Source organism: Roseibium sp. Sym1 (assembly GCF_027359675.1).
Classification (GTDB): Bacteria; Pseudomonadota; Alphaproteobacteria; order Rhizobiales; family Stappiaceae; genus Roseibium.
Map to the genome: position 1 here is coordinate 23,953 of NZ_CP114788.1, position 21,854 is coordinate 45,806.

The window sequence follows — 21,854 nt, forward strand, 5'->3', positions numbered from 1 at the left end:
TCGATCTCGATGGCTCGCCTAGTGCGCCGCTCTGGCGCTCTCCACCTCTTCACGCACCAGGTCGTGGAGTTGCTGCGGTCCGAAGGATTCCAGCGGCCTGCCATTCACGAAAAAGGTCGGTGTCTGGCGCACATTATTGCTCTGAACATCGGCCATATCCTGCTCAAGAACGGCGTCAATCTCGGCCGAGGACATCTCACGCCGTGCCTGCTCAACATCCAACCCAGCCGCCGCCACGATTTCCCAGGCTTTCTCGAGATCGGGTGCACCATGCACGGCCCATTCCGGCTGTCGCGCCAGCAGGGCTTCCAGTATCGGTTCGTATCTGTCCTGAAGACGGGCTGTTTCCAGAATCCTGACGGCTTCGTCAGATCCGTCATGGAAGGGCGCGTATCGGATGACCAGGCGCGTCTCGGCAGGGAAATTCGCCATGATCTGCTTAACGGCTGGATAGAAAGCTCGGCACGCCTCGCAGGACGGATCAAAGAATTCCACGATCGTCACCGGCGCATCCGCTGGGCCGATTACGGGTGAATGCGCCCTGACCAACGCATCACCTTGCGCCGGTGCAACGGGCTGTGCCGAGAGGCCGCCGTACCGGTCGTAGATAAAGGCACCGCCTGCAAAGACAATCAGTGCGACAAGGCCAGTGAGAAGTACGATGGACCGTCTGGTCATGTTGAACGTCTCCGGTGCGCGAGAACGAGAAGAAGAGCGATGCTCCCAAAGGCGGCGAGCGATAGGTAAGGGAGCGGCAAAATGCCAAGGACCGTCATCTCGACGCCAGAACATGACGGGCCGTCTTGTGTACAAGGCTCGATGGCTGCTGGAAGGATCCTCGCATAAAGGAGGGAGTGGAATGCAGCGATGGCGGCACCTAGGGCAGCCAGTGGAAGTCCGTACCGGGAAACGCTGGCATCACCTCGAAAGCTAGCGACAGCCAGAATGACCGCCAGCGGAAACATGAAAGCGCGCTGATGCCAGCACAGATTGCACGGCGTCTGTCCCATGACCTCACCAATGAAGAGAGCGCTGAGCGAGGCGGCAAGCGCAATGAGCCATGCCGAGAAGACGAACGCCCAGGTATTTGCAGTCGTGCCCGCCCCGGTGGTCATAGCACTCCCTTTCGCCATCGTTTCGCTTCGCTCCATTTACCTTTGCATTCAACTATTTCTGCACCCTGTACCCACTACAGGGTCAAGGCTCCTTAATGAAGTTGTACCGCGAATTTGCACGTGGATCGCAGCGCGAAATCAAATAAACGAAGTCCACTCTTGACCCTATAGTTGCTACAGGGTCTATCTGCGGTGTCACATTAAACCATCGAGGTGACACCATGGCGGCAGCGAGCCCTTACAGACTGCGTATAGAAGGCATGGACTGCGCCTCGTGCGCATTGAAAATCGAGACGGCGATGCAACGCCTGCCGGGCGTTAGCGACATCAATGTCAGCTACGCCAACGAGACGCTAGCATTGCAACTCGATGAAGACCGGACGGCCCTCGGCACTATTGAGCAAAAGATCCGAGCGCTCGGGTACACGCCAGTGATCGAGCAGGCTGAGACGAAGGGGGGGCCGCCTCGGAAGCGCATCACAGAGGCGTGGTGGAAAGGCAGCAAGGGTCGGCTTGTACTGCTGACCGGCGCACTGTTCATGCTTGCCTTCGCCATTGCGCGTATCCTGCCGGATTGGGAGCAATGGCTCTATTCAGGTGCGGCCCTGATCAGCGTTATCCCGTTCGCGCGGCGGGCGGTCGCCGGTGCGATGTCCGGCTCACCCTTCACCATCGAGACGTTGATGACGGTCGCGGCACTCGGCGCGGTCGCCATCGGCGAGGCCGAAGAAGCTGCTGTCGTGATCTTCCTGTTCGCAGTGGGCGAGCTGCTTGAAACCGTGGCGGCAGGCCGTGCGCGGGCAGGCATTGAAGCGCTGATCGATCTCGTGCCCCGGGTCGCGTTCCGCGAGCGTGATGGTGTCATTGAGCAGGTCGCTGCCGAAGAGTTGGCTATTGGTGATGTCGTCGTTGTTCGGCCTGGGGACCGTGTGCCGTCTGACGGCACGGTGATTGATGGTGCATCTGAGGTCGATGAGGCGCCCGTGACAGGCGAATCCATGCCCGTGCTTAAAGAAGCCGGCGCAAACGTCTATGCCGGCAGCATCAATGCAAATGGCGAGTTGCGAGTGTCGATCAGTCATGTCGCGGCCGACAATACCATTGCCCGCATCATCCACATGGTCGAGGAAGCTCAGGAATCAAAGGCCCCGACGGCGCGTATGATCGACCGTTTCAGCCGCTGGTATACGCCTGGCGCTATGGTCGTCGCGGCTCTGATCGTCGTGGTGCCGCCGCTCGCCTTCGGCGGTGACTGGATGACATGGGTATATCGGGGTCTTGCGACGTTGCTGATTGCTTGCCCCTGCGCGCTCGTGATTTCCACGCCGGCGGCTATTGCCTCGGGTCTTGCCGCCGGCGCGCGTCAGGGATTGCTGATTAAGGGGGGCGCGGCACTGGAAATACTCGGTAAGGTCGTAACTGTTGCCTTCGACAAGACAGGAACGCTGACGCGTGGCCATCCCCAGGTGACGGACATTGTGCCGATCAATGGGGACGAGAACGCCGTCCTTGCCATTGCAGCGGCCGTCGAGCGCAGCACCAGCCATCCTCTCGGGGTTGCAATCGTGGAGGCGGCAAAAGTGCGGGGGCTCGAACTGCCCGTCACCTTCGGGGGCGGCGTTGCCACACCCGGCAAAGCGGTCACAGCGCGGTTGAAGGACGGCTTCGCTTCGGTCGGGTCTCCCCGTCATGCCGCCGAACAGGCTGCCCTCGAAGAGAACATTGCCGAGACGATCACCACACTGGAGAGCCAGGGCAAGACGGTCGTCGTGCTTATAAAGGGCAAGACCATCGAGGGATTGATCGCGTTGCGCGACGAACCGCGCGACGACGCTATCGAAGGTGTGAAGCGGCTGACAGATCGAGGTGTGCGGCCACTGATGCTGACCGGCGACAACAAGCGCACGGCCGACGCCATTGCGGCCCATCTTGGCCTTGAGGCAAGCGCCGAATTGTTGCCCGACGCCAAGCTCGCCGAGATCGGTCGCCTCAAAGCTAATGGCCCGATCGCCATGGTGGGAGACGGTATCAATGACGCGCCGGCGCTCGCAGCCGCTTCCGTTGGCGTTGCCATGGGTGCAGGCACCGACGTTGCTCTGGAGACCGCAGATGCCGCGCTGCTCAGAAACCGGGTGACGGGTGTTGCCGATCTCATCGGGTTGTCACAGGCGACACTCGGCAATATTTGGCAAAATATCGCCATAGCGCTTGGTCTGAAGGCCGTCTTCCTCGTGACGACTCTATTCGGCATTACCACGCTCTGGATGGCGATTCTCGCCGATACGGGCGCTACGGTCCTCGTTACAGCCAATGCGCTGCGCCTGCTGACCTGGCGCGGCACCCGCGACAAATGAGCCCAAGCAGTGCGCGAAGGCAGGTCGCGGCTTCCACTTCTCGCCAAGAAAGCCGAGGTGTAATTTATGAGTAATCAGTCCAAGGGCAGTGCCACTTCATCCGAGAAGAGCGAACAATGGGCGCTCGCATGGGTGCTTGCGATCAATACGGCCCAGGCAGCCATTGTGGGGGGATTAGGGTGGTGGGCTCAGTCAACAGGATTGATGGGCTCTGCACTCGATAATCTTGGCGATGCCGGTGTCTACGCTATTAGCCTTTTCGTCGTAGGTCGCGGTTTGGCGGCGAAGGTTCGAGTTGCCCGGCTGTCGGGTATCCTTCTGATGGTTTTCGCTGGTCTTCTTCTATTTGAAGTCGGTCGTCGCTTCTTCACTGGCTCCGATCCGATAGGGCCGGTCATGATTGCCGTGGCAATCGCGAGCGCGCTTACGAATATGATCTGCATGTGGTTCCTGAATTCTCATCGGGAAGGCGGCGTGCATCTGCAAGCCTCATGGATTTTCACGACAAACGACATGCTCGTGAACTCAGCCATCGCGCTTTCGGGTCTGGCCGTAATCCTTTTCAATTCGCCCTACCCGGATCTGATCATCGGCCTGGGCGTGGTTGTTGTCGTTGTCAGAAGCGGCTTGGAAATTCTTGAAAAGGCCGGGGAAGCTGGAGAGAAAGTTAATCAACATGATTAGTTCACGAGCCCTATCCGCCGCCTTCCTTACCCTTGCGGTATTGATCTCTCCTGCCGTTGGTCACGACTTCCAAGCCGGTTCGATCACCATCAATCATCCGTGGTCGCGCGCGACTCCGCCGGTCGCGCCGGTAGCCGGCGGCTATCTGACGCTAACGAACGATGGCGGTATGGCCGACCGTCTGGTTTCGATCTCATCACCTCTGTCAGAACGGGCGGAAATCCACGAGTCGACCGTGATCGACGGGGTTGCCAGCATGAGGCCGGTGCAAAATGGCATCGAAATTGGGGCTGGCAAGACGGTCGAACTTCAACCTGGCGGTATACACATCATGTTTTTGAAGCCATCGCGTCCTTTGAAGGAAGGGGAGCGGTTTGCCGCAACACTGGTGTTCGAGCAGGCCGGTACCATCGACGTTGAGTTCGCTGTGCAGAACATGGGTGCTCGTCCGGAATTTGCGAACGAACATGACGGGCACGGAGAGGCTGTCCAATGAGCGGCGTCAAACTTTTCCGTCTTGTTGCATAGGTTGCCGTCGCCGCTGTCGGTGGGCTTTTCATCGGCTTGTCAGTGTCCAAGCCTTGGCAGCAGCAAAATGCGGCGGTCGCGTCTTCGACAGGCATCGCAGCTATCGGCGGCCCGTTCCAGCTCACATCGCATCAAGGCGGGACGATCGACAATGCCGCGCTTGCTGGAAAGCCTTATCTCGCCTTCTTCGGCTTCACCCATTGTCCCGATGTGTGTCCGACGACGCTCTACGAACTCAGCGATCTCATGAACGAGCTCGGGCCGGTGGCCGACCAGTTCAACGTACTGTTCTTCACCGTCGATCCCGAACGAGACAGCCAAGAGCTGCTGGCTCAATACATGACAGCCTTTGATGATCGCATCCTCGCATTGCGGGGAAATCGACAGGAAACGGACGCCGTGGTGAAGGCCTTTGCGGCCTACGCGCGAAAAGTGCCTCTGGAGGGGGGCGAATACACGATGGATCACACCGCAGGCGTCTACATGATGGATGCCGAGAGCCAATTCGTCGGCACGCTCGACATGCACGAGCCGCGTGAGATTCGCTTGCAGAAGCTCCGCCGTCTAGTGGGCGAGATTGGCTGATGGAGTTCTCCAGTATCGGAATGGCGACGGCTTTCGCCGCTGGCGTTATATCCTTCCTGTCGCCCTGCGTTCTGCCGCTGGTGCCGGGCTATATTTCCTACGTTGCAGGCCGCACGATTAGCCCGGACGGAATTGCGGCCGATACAGAATTCAGGGCAGCGGGCCGAACTCTCGGCCTCAGCCTCTGCTTCGTGCTCGGCTTCACGACCGTGTTTGTCATCCTTGGGGCCAGCGCCACCGTGTTGAGCCGGCTCTTGCGCATGTATCTTTTCGAAGCGAACCTGATTGGCGGAGGGATCGTTATCGTCTTCGGCCTATTCACGACCGGCCTCGTACCAATGCCCTGGCTCAATCGTGAAGCCCGGTTCCATGCCAATCCGGGCAGCGGAAGCGCTGGGGCCGCTTATCTCCTGGGTCTCGCTTTTGCGTTCGGCTGGACTCCCTGCATCGGACCAGTGCTAGGTGCGATTCTGACCCTCTCCGCTGCCAACGCCACGGTTGCAAGCGGAACGACGCTGCTCGCCGTCTATTCCCTGGGCCTTGGCCTCCCTTTCATCTTGGCGGCTTTATTCATGCGCGGGTTCATGGCGCGGATGATGTCGATGCGCCGCACCGGCCGGGTGCTCAAAATCGTCGCTGGTGGGGTGATGGTGGTGATGGGCATCGCCATGATCACCGGCCATCTCTCTAGCTTTGCAATATGGCTGCTCCAGACGTTCCCGGCCCTCGGTCGGATCGGCTAAGCCGGAGTTTAAAGGACATTCGGACATGCTCAGGCTCGGCCTTCCACTCGCCCTTGGCGGGTTTTTCATTGATCAGGCGACGAAGTGGTGGGTCATGGACCATGTTATGAATCCACCTCAGGTCATTCCCGTCACCGGCTTCTTTAATCTCGTGCTCGGCTTTAACACCGGCGTGAGCTTCGGATTGTTCGGCCAGGCGCCGGTTTGGCTCCTGATGGCGTTCCCGCTCGCTATAGTCGCCGGCCTCCTTATCTGGATCCATCGAAGCGACAGCCGCCTGACGGCATCCGCCCTCGGGCTCGTGGTTGGGGGGGCGCTCGGCAATCTGCTCGACCGGCTCCGGCAGGGTGCCGTGACGGATTTCCTGGATTTTTACATCGGCAGCTATCATTGGCCCGCCTTCAATCTTGCCGACGTGGCGATTGTCTGTGGGGTAGGGCTTTTGCTGATGGAGAGCATTCTGGTAAAAGGCAAAGCAAAGGCTGCATGAACAGAAGCCCTCGCCAGCTATCCGTGAGCCATGGTTCGGAGGAAATAGACGTTCTAGTGATCGGCGCGGGTCAAGCGGGACTCGCAGCCGGCTATTATCTTGCCCGACCAGAGCTTTCATTCCAAATCGTCGATCGCCATGCCCGCGTCGGCGACAGTTGGCGCCATCGCTACGATTCCCTGACCCTGTTCACTCCGCGCGCATTTAGTTCGCTGCCTGGTCTTGCGCTCGATGGGGACCCAGAAGGCTATCCAACGCGAGACGAGTTTGCGAATTATCTCGAAACCTACGCCAGCCATTTCGACCTACCGGTGCATTCCGGAAATGGTGTGGCTCGGCTCGAACGCCGGGCCGATGAGCGGTTCGCCGCGCAACTCGACGATGGCAGGTACATAGTAGCGAAGGCAGTGATCGTCGCGACGGGTGCGTTTCAGAAACCGATAATCCCAACGATTGCTGCCGGCTTCGACAGCGCAGTCAAGCAACTAACACCGGAAAGTTATCACAATCCCAGTGATCTCCCGATTGGCATGGTCCTTATTGTCGGAGATGGAGCAAGCGGACGCGACATCGCAGCCGAGCTGGCTTTGACCCATGAAGTGGTGCTTGCGGCTGGACGCAGCCGCCGTCTGTTTCCCGAGCGCATTCTGGGCCAGAGTACATGGTGGTGGCTGCACACATTGGGCTTGATGAGAGCAAGGCCCGAATCGACGATAGGACGCGTGATGCGGCGCGCGGACCCCTTTCCTGACAGGGATCGGAGCCTTGACGACTTGGAACGAAGGGGCGTAGCCGTCGCGAAACGCTTAGTCTCTTCACAAGACCGCCTCGCATTCTTTGCCGATGGATCGAAACGGGTGATCGATTCCGTCATCTGGTGCATCGGATATCGAGACGATAGCGCATGGCTCCAGATTCCAGGCAGTACCCGTTCCAACGGAAGCATTCTGCAAGAAGGCAGCCTTTCTCCCGTACCGGGCCTTTTTCATCTAGGACGTCCGTGGCAGCGAAATCGTGCTTCAGCCTTCGTGATGGGCGCTGGTGAAGATGCTTCCGCAGTTGTCGCCGCATGCGCGAAATTCTGCTCCGGTCGCGACGTGCCGGTATGATAGGTCGCGGTGACGTCGGCCACCTGCAGCGTCTGGTTTCAGAAGCAATGACCTGCCTCAGGGACGTCCCGGATGGCGTCGCTTGTTGCCCGACCGCGTTGGTACCGTCCAGCAGGTTCCTACCGTGAATCTATGTCCCAATAATGCACAGGGGCCAAAAAGCAGCGACATATCAACACCCGTGCCGAAACATCAAAAGCATTGCGCCTGTTCCTCGACACGATCGTGGCCTTGCAGGCAGCTAACGATACAGGTGAAGATGCGATCGACACATTGAACCGGCAGGTCGGCTGGTACCGGCTACTGCAAATCAAGCCAGGTCTCGAAGCCATCGTCGAAAGCAACCGCACTTCCCCGTTAGCGCTGGCGGCCGAGCAATACGGTAACCTTCGCAAATATGCGGCAGTTTTCCTCCAAACATTTTCTTTCCAGTCACGCCGTCGGCACGATCCGTTGCTGGCCGCAATAGAAGCCCTCCGATCGCTTTATGCCGAAAGCAGGCGCGTTCTTCCGGACCGCGTCCCGGTTGCCCATCTTTCAAAGTCGGACAGGAAGCTGATCTTCGAGAAAGGTAAGCCGGATCGCCGACTCTATGAGATTGCGACGCTCGCTCATTTGCGTGATCGGCTCAGATCCCGCGATGTCTGGGTCGAAGGCAGCCGGGCCTTCCGGCCGATTGATGAACATCTTATGCCAAAGCCCGTTTTTGTCGCTCTCAAGGAGGAAAACAAACTCGGCCTCGGCGTGCAAAGCGACGGCGAGGCGTGGCTGGCCGAGGTCCAGCAAATGATGGACTTCAATCTCAAACGGCTGGCGTATCGTGCCCGTAATGGAAAGCTCGAAGGCGTCAGGCTTGAGGTGGGAACCTTGATCGTGACGCCGCATGCCAGGGATGTTCCCGCTGCGGCCGAAGACTTGAACGCCGAAATCTCCGAGATGTATCCGCTCGTGGAAATTCCCGACCTGCTCAGAGAAGTGCATGAATGGACCGGTTTTGGCGACCAGTTCACCCATGTCCGAACGGGAGGCCTGCCGCAGAACATGCCCGCAATGCTAGCTGGCGTGCTCGCGGACGGGACAAATCTCGGCCCGAAACGCATGGCCGGAGCTTCAAAAGGGATCAGCGCCCATCAGATCGGTTGGATGCGCACTTTCCATGCCCGCTCCGAAACCTATCGCGCTGCGCAGGCCTGCGTGACGGACGCACATACGCTTCATCCGCACTCGCGACTATGGGGTGATGGAACAACCGCGTCTTCCGATGGGCAATTCTTCCGGGCCAGCGACCGGGCCGCAAAGCGCGGCGACATCAATCTGCATTATGGCAGCGAACCGGGCACGAAATTCTACAGCGGCCTTTCCGATCAGTACGGCTACTTCAGCGTCCTGCCGATCAGCCCGACCGAAAGCGAGGCGGTTTATGTCCTGGACGGGCTGTTCGACCATGACACGATCCTCGAAATCGAGGAACTCTTCACCGATACCGGCGGCGCCAGCGATCAGGTGTTCGGATTGTTCTCTTTCGTCGGCAAGCGCTTCGCTCCGCGGTTGCGCAACATTAAGGACCGGAAATTCCATACCTTCGAGAAAGCCGATACCTACCCGGCCTTGGCCAATCATATCGGCACGCCAATCAACACCACGCTCATTCTGGAGAATTGGGACGATCTCTTGCGCCTGGGCGCGTCGGTCACCACACGAGCTGTCGCGCCGTCAACCATCCTCAAGATGTTTGCAACCTCGTCGAAAGCCAATGACCTGGCCAAGGCGCTCCGCGAGATCGGCCGCATCGAGCGGACACTGTTCATGATCGAATGGTATTCGAGCCTAACGCTGCGCCGGCGGTGTCAGGCTGGTCTCAACAAAGGTGAGGCCGCCCATAAGCTCAAGCGTGCCGTTTTCTTCCACGAACGCGGCGAAATCCGTGACCGCTCTTATGATAGCCAGGCTTTCCGCGCCTCCGGGCTCAACCTGGTCGTCAGCGCGATTGTGCACTGGAATACTGTTTATCTCAGCCGAGCAGTCGCTCATCTGCGCCAGCAGGGGCGGAATATTCCAGATGACGTGCTGAAACACATCTCGCCGCTCAGTTGGGAGCATATCAATCTGACCGGCATCTACTCCTGGGACACAGAGCAACAAATTCCTGAAGGATTCAGGTCGTTGCGAAGCCCAGGTCGGATCCTTCGGACAGCGTGATGTTCACAGTCCGTTCGAGCTTAGCGCAGGATTTTAAGCAAATCTTGTTCTGACCCCGCATAGGCTCGAAACGCTTCTGTTCCCGCGCAAACCGTTCGGGTTTCATCGCCTTGCGGACAAAACCGATAATGCGAGTCCGATCCTTTCGGCGGTTTTGATCATTGGCGAACGCATTGTATAGCCGGTGACGTTTTGTCATCTGCGGATCGGTATCTACAATGCCGACGGTCTGGAGAAGGTGTGCGATTTCCGAACCGATCAGTCCGTCTTCGGTGTCTCCCAATGCGTCGGCTATGGCTTGCAATTGCGATTGAGTGAACGTCGCCATTTCCGCTTAGCTCCATACCGCTAGCTTTGAACCAGGGTCCGACGCATCGAGGGCGCCAGTCGAGATGTCACACGACCCATGACGCTGCTGAACGTTCACAGAACTGACCGGTGAGCGTTTCTAATCCTTCGCGTTTTCTCGTTGTTAACGCCAGCGTCCTGCGCATATTTCGGCCAGTTCGAAACGACCTCGCTGACATTGGAAATGAGTGTCTTTGCCTTGGTTGGCTTTATGGATGCGGTTTCCGCAAAAGCCAACAGATCTGCCATTTCGAAGCCGTCGCGTTTGCCATTAAGGCTCATCTGATGTTGCCCAGTCCATTCGCCACTCGGATTGTACGAGTAGTTCACGTCGAAGGCTGGAGACAGCGTCCACTCGCCAGTCTGGTCCATCAAGAAGGCGATATTTTTGACGTGATCATCCTGGTTTCTGGCGATGATGTTGAATATCGCCCGGAGAAACTGCTGCTCCAATGCTGGAGCGCCGAGGCCGAGTTCGCGGATGGTCAGGATGGCCTGCTCGTAGGAATAGCCGCGCGGGTCGTTGAAGTCATAATGCTGTAGGGCGCAAAGCGACTGCATGTGGAGCTTGTGCGTCACCCCGTTTTCATCGACAGGTCGGTCAAACCGCCTTGTCATAAAATGACTACGTCCACCCTCATGGTGCAAACGGCACGGCATCATGTCGATGCCTGCAGCCGTTGCCATCAGGTAGTAGCCGTATTCGATCAAGCCGAACCCCTGCGGGTCGGGTTCTTCCTTGTCGCGGTTATTGTCGATGCCATCGAACTTCATCAACCAGTGTTCGAAGCCATCACCGGCGTCGATCTGACCATGGCGGAATTCGCCGGTTTTCTGGTTCCAGGCCAGAATCGCCTTCGCGCGCGCTCCACCTGCCGATGTGCCAACTCGGAGAATGTCATCGATTGCGGCAAGGTCGTTCTTGCCCTCAAGCACGCCTTCTAGACTCGCTTTCTCGTTCAGTACCAGATTGGCCAAGCGAACGAGGTTGGCGACCTCGACTTTGCGGGCCTTGCGTTTTGAGCTCATCAATGCCGGCTTGAACTCGAGAGCTCCCATGCCGCGAGTTCCGACATAGCAAAGGCGCTCCACCGGATTGAAGCTTTCAGGCGTGCGGCCTTGTTCTGCCAGCCAGGCGTTGATTAGTCGATCGCCATATTTGTCGGGAAGGGCGTCCGCCAGCATTCCCGGTAATCCCTTGAACGTTGTCCTGGGCAAGGCAGGGAAGGAGTAAGGATCCTGACTTAAAGGCATCACGAGCGGTGATAATTCGATTCCGGATTGGGAGAATTCAGGGTCGTACTGGAAGACGGCATACCCTTCGTCCGCCAACCACGAAACGGCTGCGATCTCGCGTCCCCAGAGATTGATGGATGCGTCGGTAGATGGCTCAGCCATGTGCTAGCTCTTTGTTCCCCATTCCCACGGTTTGGTCTTCTTGGTTGGCTTGGTTGAGCTTGAACGTTGCCGCTCAACCCCCTTCGTCCGCACCCGCTCGATTGGTCTGATGCGCGGATCGGGAACAAGGAGATCGACATTCTGCTGGATTTTCAGCGAAATCAGGACGCGGATGAGCGAGTCGAGTGTAGGATTATCCCCCGACTCGAGTCGCCTTAATGTACGCTCGGAAATGCCTGCATCCTGGGCGAGTTCAGCCTGCGTGATGTTTCGCGAGAGACGGAGTCGCTCGAGTTTCTGGCCAATGTCCCTCGTGATTGTTTCTGGAGTTCTCACGCGCACCTGTTTATTATCGGCCATATGTGACCTCATAATCCGTTTTTTAGCACTAGTAGGCCACATACGGCCGCTACTATGCATTTATAAAATTGAGACAATAGGACATATAAGGCCATTTATGGCAAAATTCAACCGCTGTAGGTCGCATATGGCCGCTTAAAATAGTTTGGTGGTTTCTAACCTGAAGACAATGAAGGATAGGACATCGTCTTGAGCAACAAAAAAGCAAGAGGTCCCGACATTGGATTGCGCCAGGCCAAACGGCTCAGTCAGTTGTACGAGCGGGAATGTGGTCTCTACCCGTGGTTGGCAACTCGATCTTAGGAACGGGAACACAATGGGACCGCGGCTCGTCATGGTCGCTATCCGCGCCCACTTAGGCATCATGTTGACAAGACGTTGGTGGTTCCAAATCATCACACGGACGTCAGGCAAACATCTCCGGCACCTTTCATGCTGTGTCCGCGTTCGGCGTAGTGCGGCGAGAGTTGGCCAGAGCGATGCCCGCGAGTGTTGCGGCTATTCCCAAAACCGCGAGCCAGTTCAGCGTTTCGCCAAAGAATGCGGAGCCCATGGCCAAACCGAACACGGGTACGAGAAAGGCAAAGCTATTGGCACGACCGAGCTCGGTGGTGCGCAGGATGTCGCTCCACAGCCAATAGGCGAGTGCCGATCCAAATAGGGCGAGACCAACGAGAATGGCCAGGAATTGCGGCGTGAAGGCTATGGCGAAAGGGTCTTCGAATACTGCGGCACCGCCGATTAGCGGGACCGCGCCGATCAGCATCTGCACACCCATCGCCATCAGCAGATCGACCCGTTCCACAATCGCACGTATCAACACGTTGCTCACCGTGATGCCCAGAGCTGCCAGCAGGATATAGCCTATCCCCAGGCCATAGGCGCCGGCGGCGGGCGTCTGCATTTCCGGCGCCGCTATCAGAATGATGCCGGCAAAGCCCATCGCCAGGCCCACCTTGCCGCGCCAACCGAGCTGCTCACCCAGAAAGACAGCTGCCAGGGCAGCGGCCATGAGTGGTTGGGCGTTCGCTATCACCGTGGCAATGCCGGGCGAGACGAATTCTGAGGCCATGAACATGCCGAGAAATCCGAGCGACGTAGCCCCAAGGCCAACTCCGGACAGTGCGAGCCAGACACGTCTCCCGCGCGGCCAGCGTCGACGCAGGACGATCCCCGCGCAGAGTAGTGCAGCTCCGGCGAGGAGAGCTCGCAGCGCCGCGAATGTCAGGTGCGGGGCATGGGCAGACCCCGCCACGATGAGCGGAAAGCAAATGGCCCAGAGGAACATCACCAACAAAATCTTCGCAAACTTTTCCAGGTTCATTCTGCGACCGCCGCCTTCATTATCGCGCCGGTCATCAGATTGCTGGCCCCAATCTGCGGCACGTCGGCTGGCGTATCGCGAAGCGTGCGCTCCTCCGCATCAACATAGCCGCGCGTCCATGGAAGGGAGTCGAACCTGCGTGTGAGCTGTATCTGGAAGACCACAAGCCCATTAAAGCGAAAGCCCGCCTCGCAGGCGGCCAGGTAAAATTCCCACATTCGGCAGAAGCGTTCGTCGTAAAGTGCTGTCGCCTCGGTCCGACGCGCCAGGAAACGCTCGCGCCAAGCTTTCAGGGTCTCGGCGTAGTGCAGACGCAGCACTTCCAGATCAGTAACGATCAGCCCCGCGTGCTCGATCGCAGGCGCGATTTCGGACAGCGAGGGGATGTAGCCGCCGGGGAAGATATACTTGCGGAGCCAAGGGTGCGGCGCGGCCGGTTCGGCCACGCTGCCGATGGTGTGCACCAATGCCACGCCGTCATTCGTCAGCAGGGAGGCGACCTTGGCGAAATATTCGCTGTAGTGGCTGGCGCCAACATGCTCGAACATTCCGACTGAGACGATCCGGTCGTAAGGCCCTGTCTCATGGCGGTAGTCGCGTAACTCGAACCGCGCCCATTTGTCCAATCCCTCGCGCCGGGCTCGAGCGGCTGAGTATTTCTGCTGCTCGACCGACAAGGTGACGCCGGTGACGTTCGCCCCTGTCGTGCGCGCAAGGTAAAGGCCAAGGCCGCCCCAGCCTGAACCTATGTCGAGTACCTGCTGCCCTGGCGCAAGCTGCAGCTTGGCCGCGATGCGGCGCATTTTTTGCTCTTGGGCCGTTTCGAGGCTGTCTGCTGGCGTTTTGAAGTATGCGCACGAATACTGACGTTCAGGGTCGAGGAAAAGCTCATAGAGATCGTCCCCCAGATCGTAGTGATGGGCCACATTTTTCTGCGCACGACCAACCGGATTGTGCATCAGAAACCGCCGGCCCATCATCCTTAGTCGCTTATGGACCCGGCGCGACCAAGGGCCCGGTCCGCGTCCGATATTCGATAGGCAGAGCGCGAGAAAGTCGTAGAGATCGCCTTGTTCCACCGTCAGCGTGCCGTCCATCCAGGCCTCACCCAGGGCGAGGTCGGGATTGAGCGCGATGCGCCGCAGCGTCGGCCAGTCGTGGAGGGCGATGGCGCATTCCAGCACGCCCGATCCGTAGCGGCGCGTCTCGCCGTCGGGCAGGCGCAGCCACACGGTGCCGGCGCGGGCGATCCTGCGCAGCGCGCGATCCAGGATCCACAGCGCCACGGGTGCACGGCGACCGGGCTTCTGGACCGTTGGCCCCGGAGCCGCGACGATCGGTTGGAGTTTCATGACTCTTCCTCCATATGTAGCCGCGTCGCGGGCTGGCGCGCCTCGCCGTGATCGCCGTGCCGACACCAGACGCAATCGCAATTCTCGTGGCTGCAACTCGGATCGGCGAGCGGCGCCCGGTAGCGCCTGAGCGCGATCGGCAACGCCAGCTGCTTGAGCGGCGTCAGGTCGTAGGCGCGGCGCAGGAGATCGCCGGTGTCGCGGCGGGCCAACCGACCGATAGCAAGCCGCATCCCCGGCTCTCGCGCCGTGTTGAAGATCCACCGGTTGGCGATTCCCGCCTTCAGCGTCCGGCCAAGCTCAGCCCGCCACCGCGCGGCGTAGTCGCCTCCGTCGAGAATGCTCTCGGCCGCCAACACGCCGGAACGAATGGCATAGCGCAAACCGAAAGCCGCGAGCGCGTCCTGAAAGCCTGCATGTTCGCCGACTACCGGATGTCCACCCTGCATAGCGCTTTTCGGCAGGCGTATGTTGCCATAGCCACCGAAAGGGCGAGGGTTTGTCATTTCCAGCCCGACATGGGCTCGGAAGAAATTCTCGGTCGCCTCCACGTACTTCGCCTGCTCGCGAAAGCGAGTGAACATGCAACTAGCCACGGTGCCGCGACCGCCCTGCACCAGCAGATAGGCGTAGCCTCCCGGCGCGACATCGTGCCCGAGCGCCAGCCAGGCGCCGTCGGCGATACCGGTCTTGAAGACGTGGCCGGCAGCAATCACGCCAGCCTCGCGCGGCCCGGCGGCGAGAACGCCCACGCCGGCGAAGCTGCCAACCCTGTCGCCGAAAACGACCTCCACACCGGCGGCCCGAGCCTGGGCCAATAGCGCGCTGTCGAGCGTACCCTCCGCTGAGCCCCGGCGCAAAAGGTAGAAGAGAGGTCTCCGCCCTTGGACCAGATGAGGTCTCCCGTGCGGATCGAAAATTGCACCCCGATCAAAGGCATGGCACTCGAAATCGGCAGCAATGCCGTCGGCCGCGAGTTCCGCTAGAACGTCTGATTCGCGCGTCCAGTTCTCAAGCCCCTGGAAATCGTCATGAAAGCGGTGACCAACGCAGTCCTTCCACTCGCGCACCACCACATTCGCTCCGCCACGGGCAAGCACGATCGCACAGGCAAGACCGGCAGGCCCCGCCCCCACGATCGTGATCGCCTCATTCGGGCTCGGCCGATCGGTCCCCGACCTCTGCTCGGATGGGGCGGCGATGCAATTCCGGGATTGCGTCATTCGTCGAGTTTCGTTCATGGGCCTCAACTCTCGGCAACGCAGCCTACAGAACGGCTGATAACCGACTGCGGATCTGTGGTTTACTCTGCGACGGGCAGCACGCCACTGCTGATGCTGGCGGCGCAGATTCTTGGTTGGCAATTCACCCGTTGAACCCAGCGCTGCTAACGGCGCCACATCCGCTTCACAGGCAGAAGAAGGGGTACGGGCACCTGTCGTCTCGAACGCACGACGATCCCAAGCAGAAGAACGGTCATGGCGAGTGTTGCAAAGGTCTGTGTCATCATTTTCGTTTGCTCCACTTAACGCCCCGGTAGAGTTACCTCGGCGCTCTTTAGGTAGACGCCGATTGGCGAGAAATATTACACTGCGCGCAGCAGTCTCTCGGTTGGGCGTCAGGTCGGAGTTCGACTACAATCACCCGGTAAAGCCCTCTCAACATATAGCTTTCTCGCCAAAGGAAGAGTTTCGGAGCGGGGGTGAAGGAGCGGATCGACTTTTCTATTTTGTGGCGACACAGGGCTCAAGTAGGAGGAACATCAGACGTACTCCCGGCCTGTGAGGGAGCAAGCGTTCCGGTCGGTTACAATCGACGAAGATCGCTTGCCCTACGAGTAACAAAGTTTAGGAAATTAACCCGCCCTGGGATTGCGCTCGGGGGAGTTTCTGACGGTGCCGGCACCGAGATTGAACCAGGCAGCTATCAGTAATCCAGCGAAAATAGCCGCGGAGGAGGACAGGTAAATCGTTTGTCTTGCCGTGACATTCCCTCTTGATTGCATGGGCGGATAGGTTCATCGAGAGACCGACAGAGACAAAGTCGCATCTCACCGAAATTCGTCAAGGTTTACGCTGTTCGTAAACAGTCCCCCGCCGAGACAGGCCAAGCGCCACTTGCATCGTGACATCACGCCGGATCTGGGCAACGAGGGCCCTCGCTTCGCGAATTTCCAGGTCAAGGGCCTCGGCGACTTCCGCCAGTGGCTGCCCCTCGATATCGCAGCGCAGGAACAACTCCTTGCGAAGTTTACAAGCACAGCTCCCCGAATCAGGCAAACAGGCGCAGAACATAGTGTCGAGTATCGCGCGAAACTCAGCGTCGATCTCCATTCCGGGGGGACCAGTTTTTGAATACTTGCGAAGCGTCATCGCCTTGCCCTTTCCATCCATATACGGCCCGGAAAATCCGCAATAGATAGACGCGCAATGGCGAAATTTATTACCGGATGAAGGCCCCGTCGGTTGACTGTTTGTCCGCGCAATGTGTGGCGTGTTCGGGGTTTTTACAGCCCCCGGGGGGACAAGAGCAATCGTCAAAGCCATGCTGACAACAGCCACCGCAATGAGCAAGCAACTGGTCACGCAGGGCCGCACGGGCACGGTGCAGGCGCACTGCCAGTGTACCAGACCTGATGCCCAGATCGGCTGCGACCATCGCGCGGTCTTCCTCGTCGACGTCGATCCGGTGAATCAATATGGCGTCCGTCGGGCGCAGTTTGGGTACTAAACCCTTGATGCAACCGCAGACCATCGCCATCGCCTCACTCGATTCAACATATTCTTCCGCCGATTGCATCTCGCGTGCAACGGCATCGTTCAGCCGCCGCCGCCGCCCAGCCTTGCGGAAATGGTCGTTGAGCGCCGAGCGCAGGATCGCATATAGCCAAGCATCCAGTCGCTCGGCATCTCGCAGTTGGTCCTGCCGGGCAAGGACGCGGATACAAAATTCCTGCAGCACGTCCTCGGCCTCTTCGCGATTGCGCAGCCGCTTCTCAAGGAAGCCCAGAAACGCGGCTCTACCTTGCGCCAGAGCCTGGTCCAGCCCGCCATCACCGGTCGCTCCAACAGCCTCTCTGTTCCCACACATGACCCGTGCTCCCAAGTGTCTGATCGCTAGCCTTTTTATGCGAACAAAACAGGACATTCTCGCGCACACTTGTTGCGCGCAATGATGTAGATCAAGTGAAGTGTTCCTAGCCCCGCAAGGAGGCAGAAAAACGAAATATAGGCGTAGCGAAGGAAGAGGATGTCCACGACGACTACGGCGACGATGGTCAGAGCAAACCAGCGCATGTGGTAGTAGGTCGAAATCAGCGGCGGAAGGATGATCAGGAACAGATATATGACGTAGGTCATCCACCGCGGCATCATATAGTCGAGGATCATCGTTCCTTCATAGGCAAGGCTATCCTGATTGACCGTGACCCGCACCCAGTCCGGATTGGCTAGGTGCGGCACGTAAAGCGACAGTCCGAATGCTAGTCCGGCCACCGACATCGCCGCCATCCAGGGCCGGCGTCGGCTGTTTGGTGGTTCCAGCACCCAAGAGGCAAGTGGGATCCAGAATGGCCACATAAACCAGGTGAAGAAGATGAACCCCAAAGCCCCGAGAAGCGTTGCAGCCGGATCGCCCGTGTTCACTCCCCACCAAACATTACCCTCCATGAATTGCTGCACACCGGCAAAGACCGGCATAAGCGCCACCGGCAAATAGCGGCGGTTGATTGCCCAAGCCCGAGTGACTGCATAGCTGCCGCCGACAACGAGAAATGCGCTGGCTGTGAAACTGACGGATTGGGAAAGGCACATGGCGCAGAGGGACCCTGAAGTTATAGATTGGAGAATAGATGTTGATCTGGCGGACAATTCCTCCCGGCATCATTTTATTGATACCATTGTGGACATAAGTAGCTTAGGCCACTTGTCGAATCCGGGGTTGCTACTGGAACCCGACTTAATCGGTACTATCCACACCGATTTTCTGTGGCAACGTCAACGAAACCGCACCTATCCGGAGGTCGCCCCCTTGCTCTATTCCAGTCTGCTCACGGTTTCGGTCTTTTTCATCACTGCTCTTATTCATCTCGGAGCCCTGCGATGGTGCTCCCGTGGTATGGCCGCTATCCCCCTAACGCCCTCGGCGCGCGTGCTGGCGGTTGCCGCGTTGCTCTTCACTGCCCATATTGCAGAAATCGCGCTTTACGCGATCACTTATTTTCTCGCAGAACATGTGTTCTTGGTCGGTGGCTTCGCTGGCTTACCGATCGCTGCGCCTCTCGACTATTTCTACTTCTCGGCGACTGCCTACACTTCGCTCGGCATCGGTGACATCTTCCCCACCGGTCATATACGTTTCCTGACCGGGATCGAAGCTCTGAACGGCCTACTGCTGGTCGCATGGTCAGCCTCGTTCCTGTTTGCACTAATGAACCGGATTTGGGAGTGGCAGCCCTGCGTGCGCCCCAAGCGATGAGAGAACACAGCCAAGAGCGCATCATTCCGTTTTTCTTGCACAAGTCATCAGGGCAATCAGCGCAATGACTGCGGAGAGCGCCGAACCGGCGAGCACCGCCAGTTTGGCAGTATCTGCGAGGAGCGGATCGTGAAACGCAGCCGTCACGATGAACAGGCTCATCGTAAAGCCGACACCGGCGAGCAGGGCAGCCAACGCGATGTCACGCGCAGTGACCATGGCTGGTAGGGATCCGATCCCCAAACGAACCGCGAGCAGCGTACCCAACAACACACCGAGGGGCTTGCCCAACACGAGTGCTGCTCCGATGCCAAGCGCTATCGGTTCAATGGCTAGCGCGGGTTGCGCAAGATCGAGCGGAACGCCTCCATTGAAAAATGCGAACATCGGTACTACGAAGAAGAGAGCGATCGGGGATATGCGGCGCATGGTACTCGTGACCGTATGGGGCTGGAAGGATGAAAGCGGGAGCGAGAGGCCGACCACCGCACCCGCCGCGGCACCTTCGAGGCCTGTCGCAATAAGCCCGGTCCACAAGACCGCCCCGGCCAGAAGATAGGGCGCGAGGTGCGCATATCGGCACCGGTTGAGGGCGAACAGCGTCAGCAGGCCGGCGATGATGACTGCAACTGGCCACACAGCCGCCACTTCGCCGTAGAAGAGCGCAATCACAATCACAGCTCCGAGATCATCGAAGATAGCGGTCGCTGTGATGAAGGCTATGACCCCAGGGGCGACCCGACCGCCAAAAAGCGACATAAGCCCCAAGACCAGCACGATATCGGTGGCAATCGGGATCGCCCAACCGTTAAGGGCTACAGGATCTGAGAAATTGAACAAGGTGTAGACTGCCGCCGGCAGGATCATACCGCCAAGTGCTGCGGCAGCAGGAACCGCAGCCGTACACGGCGACGCGAGAACACCTGTGGTGATCTCTTGGTTGGTATGGAGGCCGATCTGAAAAAAGAAGACTGTCAGCAGTCCTTGGTTGATCCAGTCGATCAAGGGTGCCTCAATCTGCAGCTCGGCTAGACCCAGCCGCAAAGGATTGTGGTGAAGGAAAGCATAGCCATCGGAAAGTGATGAATTTGCCGCGATCATTCCCAGCGCAAGTGCTAGGAGCATCGCAGCGCCAGCACGACGTCCGTCCCGGATCGCTCGCGGTATGGCCACCGTCATGGCTGGACATCTTCACGCTGTGACGCCAGCCAGCGCGACAAGTAGCTCCGTTCGTAGATAAACACTGCGGCGATGGCTGAAACAGCATAGGCAACAATTGCGGGGTCGCTTCTCAGCTTCATCGCTGTGAACGCAGCAAGGACAAGGGCGTCGAAAGTGATTGCTATCAGGAGCACAGGCGCGGCGGCTTTGATTTCCTGTCGCCGAAACCGCCAGACACCAAATTGCACCACCATGTCCATCACGAGATAGAAAAAGGCTCCGAGCGAGGCGATCCGGCCGAGATCAAAGAGAATGGCCAATGTAGACGCGATCACTACCGTATAAATTAGCGTGTGCCGCTGGATCGGTCCTGACATACCGAAATGGCGGTGCGGAATCATCTCCATCTCGGTGAGCATGGCGAGCATTCGAGACACTGCAAAGACGCTGGCGAGCACCGCTGAGGCCGTAGCCACGACCGCTAACAGCACCGTGAGCAGAAACCCAACTTGGCCCAGAGCCGGTTCCGCGGCTTCTGCCAGGGAATAGTCGCGGGCTGCGACGATCCGGTCAATGGTCAGGCTCGATCCCACTCCGAAGGCCACGAGCAAGTAGACCAATACGCACAGTGCTATGGATATCATTATAGCGCGCCCGACATTGCGATGGGGGTTTGTGATCTCGGCACCACTGTTGGTGATTGTGGTGAAGCCCTTGAACGCAAGGATGGCGAGCGCCACTGAGGCGATGAACCCGGTCGCGCTGAGTTCGCCCCCGTCTTGCGATGCGGCGGCGAAGCCAAACCCGCTCGACCACAGCGCCGCGATCCCGAACAGCGCGATACCGCCAATTTTGATCACCGCCATGACCATCGAAAACAGCCCGATCGACCGGTTGCCGGCGATATTCACCAAAAAAGCGAAGAGGATCACCGAGACGGCGAGGATTGGTACGAGCGGTCCGCCGTTAATGTCGAAAGGTCTCAACAGATAGGCGGCAAAGGTCCTGGCCACGAGACTTTCCGCAATAACCATGCTGAGCGCCATCAAGAGCGCGGCGCCCGCGGCGATCGCACCTGGGCCGTAGCACTTCTGCAGAATCATCGCGATGCCGCCTGCCGAAGGCCAGGCGTTCGACATCTTGATGTAGCTGTATGCGCTGAACCCTGTGACGATTGCACCGGCGATGAAAGCCAGTGGAAAGATTGGCCCGGCAAGCTCCGCAATCTGTCCGGTTAATGCAAAAATACCTGCGCCGATCATTACGCCGGTGCCCATGGCGATAGCACCGCCCAGTGTTATCGAACCGGCTTTATAGGTTTCATTGGAATGACTATGTTTCAATACTTTGCCTCGTCTCACACGTTTTCTCTGGCGACGTACGCTGCACACCATCGGAAATTGAAATGATCATGCCTGGCCGCGACAATCATCGGATGTTTGACCTGTCCGCGTCGTTGTCCAGCGAGAGTACACCATGTCGCAGTGCAAAGATCTCCGTTGCCCTCTTACACGAAGAATTTGGCAACCAGTACGATCGAAGGCTCCAACATCGTTCACCACCGGAACTGTCGATTTCGTAAACGGCAGCATCGTCGTTCGGATCAACACAGCGCGACACTCGCCCTG

Annotated in this window: 21 protein-coding genes and 1 pseudogene; 9 read left to right on the forward strand and 13 right to left on the reverse strand. The window is 58.6% G+C overall.

All coding sequences use genetic code 11. From position 1 onward, the window contains the following. Positions 1–18: 18 nt before the first annotated feature. Together O6760_RS31680 and O6760_RS31685 are read right to left on the reverse strand one after the other, a co-directional pair. Positions 19–678, reverse strand: a complete 660-nt coding sequence (locus O6760_RS31680) for a DsbA family protein (RefSeq protein ID WP_028793180.1) — start codon at positions 676–678, stop codon at positions 19–21. Beyond that, entirely contained in the window at positions 675–1,115 is a 441-nt protein-coding gene (locus O6760_RS31685) for a disulfide bond formation protein B (RefSeq protein WP_024706423.1), read from the reverse strand. The genes O6760_RS31680 and O6760_RS31685 overlap by 4 nt, the downstream gene beginning before the upstream one ends. A 221-nt stretch (positions 1,116–1,336) precedes the next feature. On the opposite strand from O6760_RS31685, the gene O6760_RS31690 reads away from it, so the two are divergent. From O6760_RS31690 to O6760_RS31725, 8 genes and pseudogenes are all read left to right on the forward strand, one after another. Further along, positions 1,337–3,469: a heavy metal translocating P-type ATPase gene (locus tag O6760_RS31690; RefSeq protein ID WP_040673348.1), complete on the forward strand. Its 2,133-nt coding sequence runs from the start codon at positions 1,337–1,339 to the stop codon at positions 3,467–3,469. A gap of 66 nt (positions 3,470–3,535) precedes the next feature. Beyond that, positions 3,536–4,153, forward strand: a complete 618-nt coding sequence (locus O6760_RS31695) for a cation transporter (RefSeq protein WP_018065776.1) — start codon at positions 3,536–3,538, stop codon at positions 4,151–4,153. Then, entirely contained in the window at positions 4,146–4,649 is a 504-nt protein-coding gene (locus tag O6760_RS31700) for a copper chaperone PCu(A)C (RefSeq protein WP_009452628.1), read from the forward strand. The genes O6760_RS31695 and O6760_RS31700 overlap by 8 nt, the downstream gene beginning before the upstream one ends. A gap of 62 nt (positions 4,650–4,711) precedes the next feature. Continuing rightward, complete coding sequence (locus O6760_RS31705; RefSeq protein ID WP_442969953.1) at positions 4,712–5,266, forward strand: SCO family protein; 555 nt, start codon at positions 4,712–4,714, stop codon at positions 5,264–5,266. Continuing rightward, complete coding sequence (locus tag O6760_RS31710; RefSeq protein WP_009452630.1) at positions 5,266–6,009, forward strand: cytochrome c biogenesis CcdA family protein; 744 nt, start codon at positions 5,266–5,268, stop codon at positions 6,007–6,009. The genes O6760_RS31705 and O6760_RS31710 overlap by 1 nt, the downstream gene beginning before the upstream one ends. A gap of 25 nt (positions 6,010–6,034) precedes the next feature. After that, on the forward strand, positions 6,035–6,499 hold the full coding sequence (lspA, locus tag O6760_RS31715; protein ID WP_009452631.1) for a signal peptidase II: 465 nt from the start codon (positions 6,035–6,037) through the stop codon (positions 6,497–6,499). Beyond that, positions 6,496–7,608 (forward strand): flavin-containing monooxygenase, encoded by a 1,113-nt coding sequence (locus tag O6760_RS31720; RefSeq protein ID WP_075282879.1) that lies wholly within the window; start codon positions 6,496–6,498, stop codon positions 7,606–7,608. Before lspA ends, O6760_RS31720 begins: the two co-directional genes overlap by 4 nt. Positions 7,609–7,764: 156 nt before the next feature. Continuing rightward, positions 7,765–9,807, forward strand: a pseudogene (locus O6760_RS31725) (Tn3 family transposase); the annotation flags it as partial. On the opposite strand, the gene O6760_RS31730 reads toward O6760_RS31725, so the two are convergent. The 9 genes from O6760_RS31730 to O6760_RS31770 all read right to left on the reverse strand — a co-directional run bounded on the left by O6760_RS31730 (position 9,764) and on the right by O6760_RS31770 (position 18,401). Continuing rightward, positions 9,764–10,135 (reverse strand): hypothetical protein, encoded by a 372-nt coding sequence (locus tag O6760_RS31730; RefSeq protein ID WP_228873468.1) that lies wholly within the window; start codon positions 10,133–10,135, stop codon positions 9,764–9,766. The pseudogene O6760_RS31725 and the gene O6760_RS31730 sit on opposite strands and share 44 nt — an antisense overlap. A gap of 95 nt (positions 10,136–10,230) precedes the next feature. Beyond that, the gene (locus tag O6760_RS31735; protein WP_075282899.1) at positions 10,231–11,553 is read right to left on the reverse strand and encodes a type II toxin-antitoxin system HipA family toxin; all 1,323 of its coding nucleotides are present in this window, start codon (positions 11,551–11,553) and stop codon (positions 10,231–10,233) included. Between the two features lie 3 nt (positions 11,554–11,556). After that, a complete protein-coding gene (locus tag O6760_RS31740; RefSeq protein ID WP_228873466.1) occupies positions 11,557–11,913 on the reverse strand; it encodes a helix-turn-helix domain-containing protein in 357 nt (118 codons plus the stop codon). Positions 11,914–12,343: 430 nt separating this feature from the next. Further along, the gene (locus O6760_RS31745) at positions 12,344–13,237 is read right to left on the reverse strand and encodes a DMT family transporter (RefSeq protein WP_075282901.1); all 894 of its coding nucleotides are present in this window, start codon (positions 13,235–13,237) and stop codon (positions 12,344–12,346) included. Continuing rightward, positions 13,234–14,589, reverse strand: coding sequence for an SAM-dependent methyltransferase (locus O6760_RS31750; RefSeq protein WP_083660635.1), 1,356 nt, complete (start codon positions 14,587–14,589; stop codon positions 13,234–13,236). The genes O6760_RS31745 and O6760_RS31750 overlap by 4 nt, the downstream gene beginning before the upstream one ends. Then, positions 14,586–15,830 (reverse strand): NAD(P)/FAD-dependent oxidoreductase, encoded by a 1,245-nt coding sequence (locus O6760_RS31755; RefSeq protein ID WP_139314151.1) that lies wholly within the window; start codon positions 15,828–15,830, stop codon positions 14,586–14,588. Before O6760_RS31755 ends, O6760_RS31750 begins: the two co-directional genes overlap by 4 nt. 822 nt (positions 15,831–16,652) lie before the next feature. Then, a complete protein-coding gene (locus O6760_RS31760; protein WP_139314152.1) occupies positions 16,653–16,961 on the reverse strand; it encodes a hypothetical protein in 309 nt (102 codons plus the stop codon). A gap of 70 nt (positions 16,962–17,031) precedes the next feature. Continuing rightward, positions 17,032–17,679: an RNA polymerase sigma factor gene (locus O6760_RS31765; protein ID WP_075282904.1), complete on the reverse strand. Its 648-nt coding sequence runs from the start codon at positions 17,677–17,679 to the stop codon at positions 17,032–17,034. 35 nt (positions 17,680–17,714) lie between these two features. Next, positions 17,715–18,401, reverse strand: a complete 687-nt coding sequence (locus O6760_RS31770; protein ID WP_075282905.1) for a DUF6629 family protein — start codon at positions 18,399–18,401, stop codon at positions 17,715–17,717. Here O6760_RS31770 and O6760_RS31775 point away from each other — a divergent pair. Continuing rightward, positions 18,400–19,065 (forward strand): potassium channel family protein, encoded by a 666-nt coding sequence (locus O6760_RS31775; protein WP_208992311.1) that lies wholly within the window; start codon positions 18,400–18,402, stop codon positions 19,063–19,065. The two genes, O6760_RS31770 and O6760_RS31775, sit on opposite strands and share 2 nt — an antisense overlap. 21 nt (positions 19,066–19,086) lie before the next feature. On the opposite strand, the gene nhaA is transcribed toward O6760_RS31775, so the two are convergent. Next, complete coding sequence (nhaA, locus tag O6760_RS31780; protein WP_075282906.1) at positions 19,087–20,244, reverse strand: Na+/H+ antiporter NhaA; 1,158 nt, start codon at positions 20,242–20,244, stop codon at positions 19,087–19,089. Then, a complete protein-coding gene (locus O6760_RS31785) occupies positions 20,241–21,503 on the reverse strand; it encodes an APC family permease (RefSeq protein ID WP_228873486.1) in 1,263 nt (420 codons plus the stop codon). The genes nhaA and O6760_RS31785 overlap by 4 nt, the downstream gene beginning before the upstream one ends. Between the last annotated feature and the right edge of the window lie 351 nt (positions 21,504–21,854).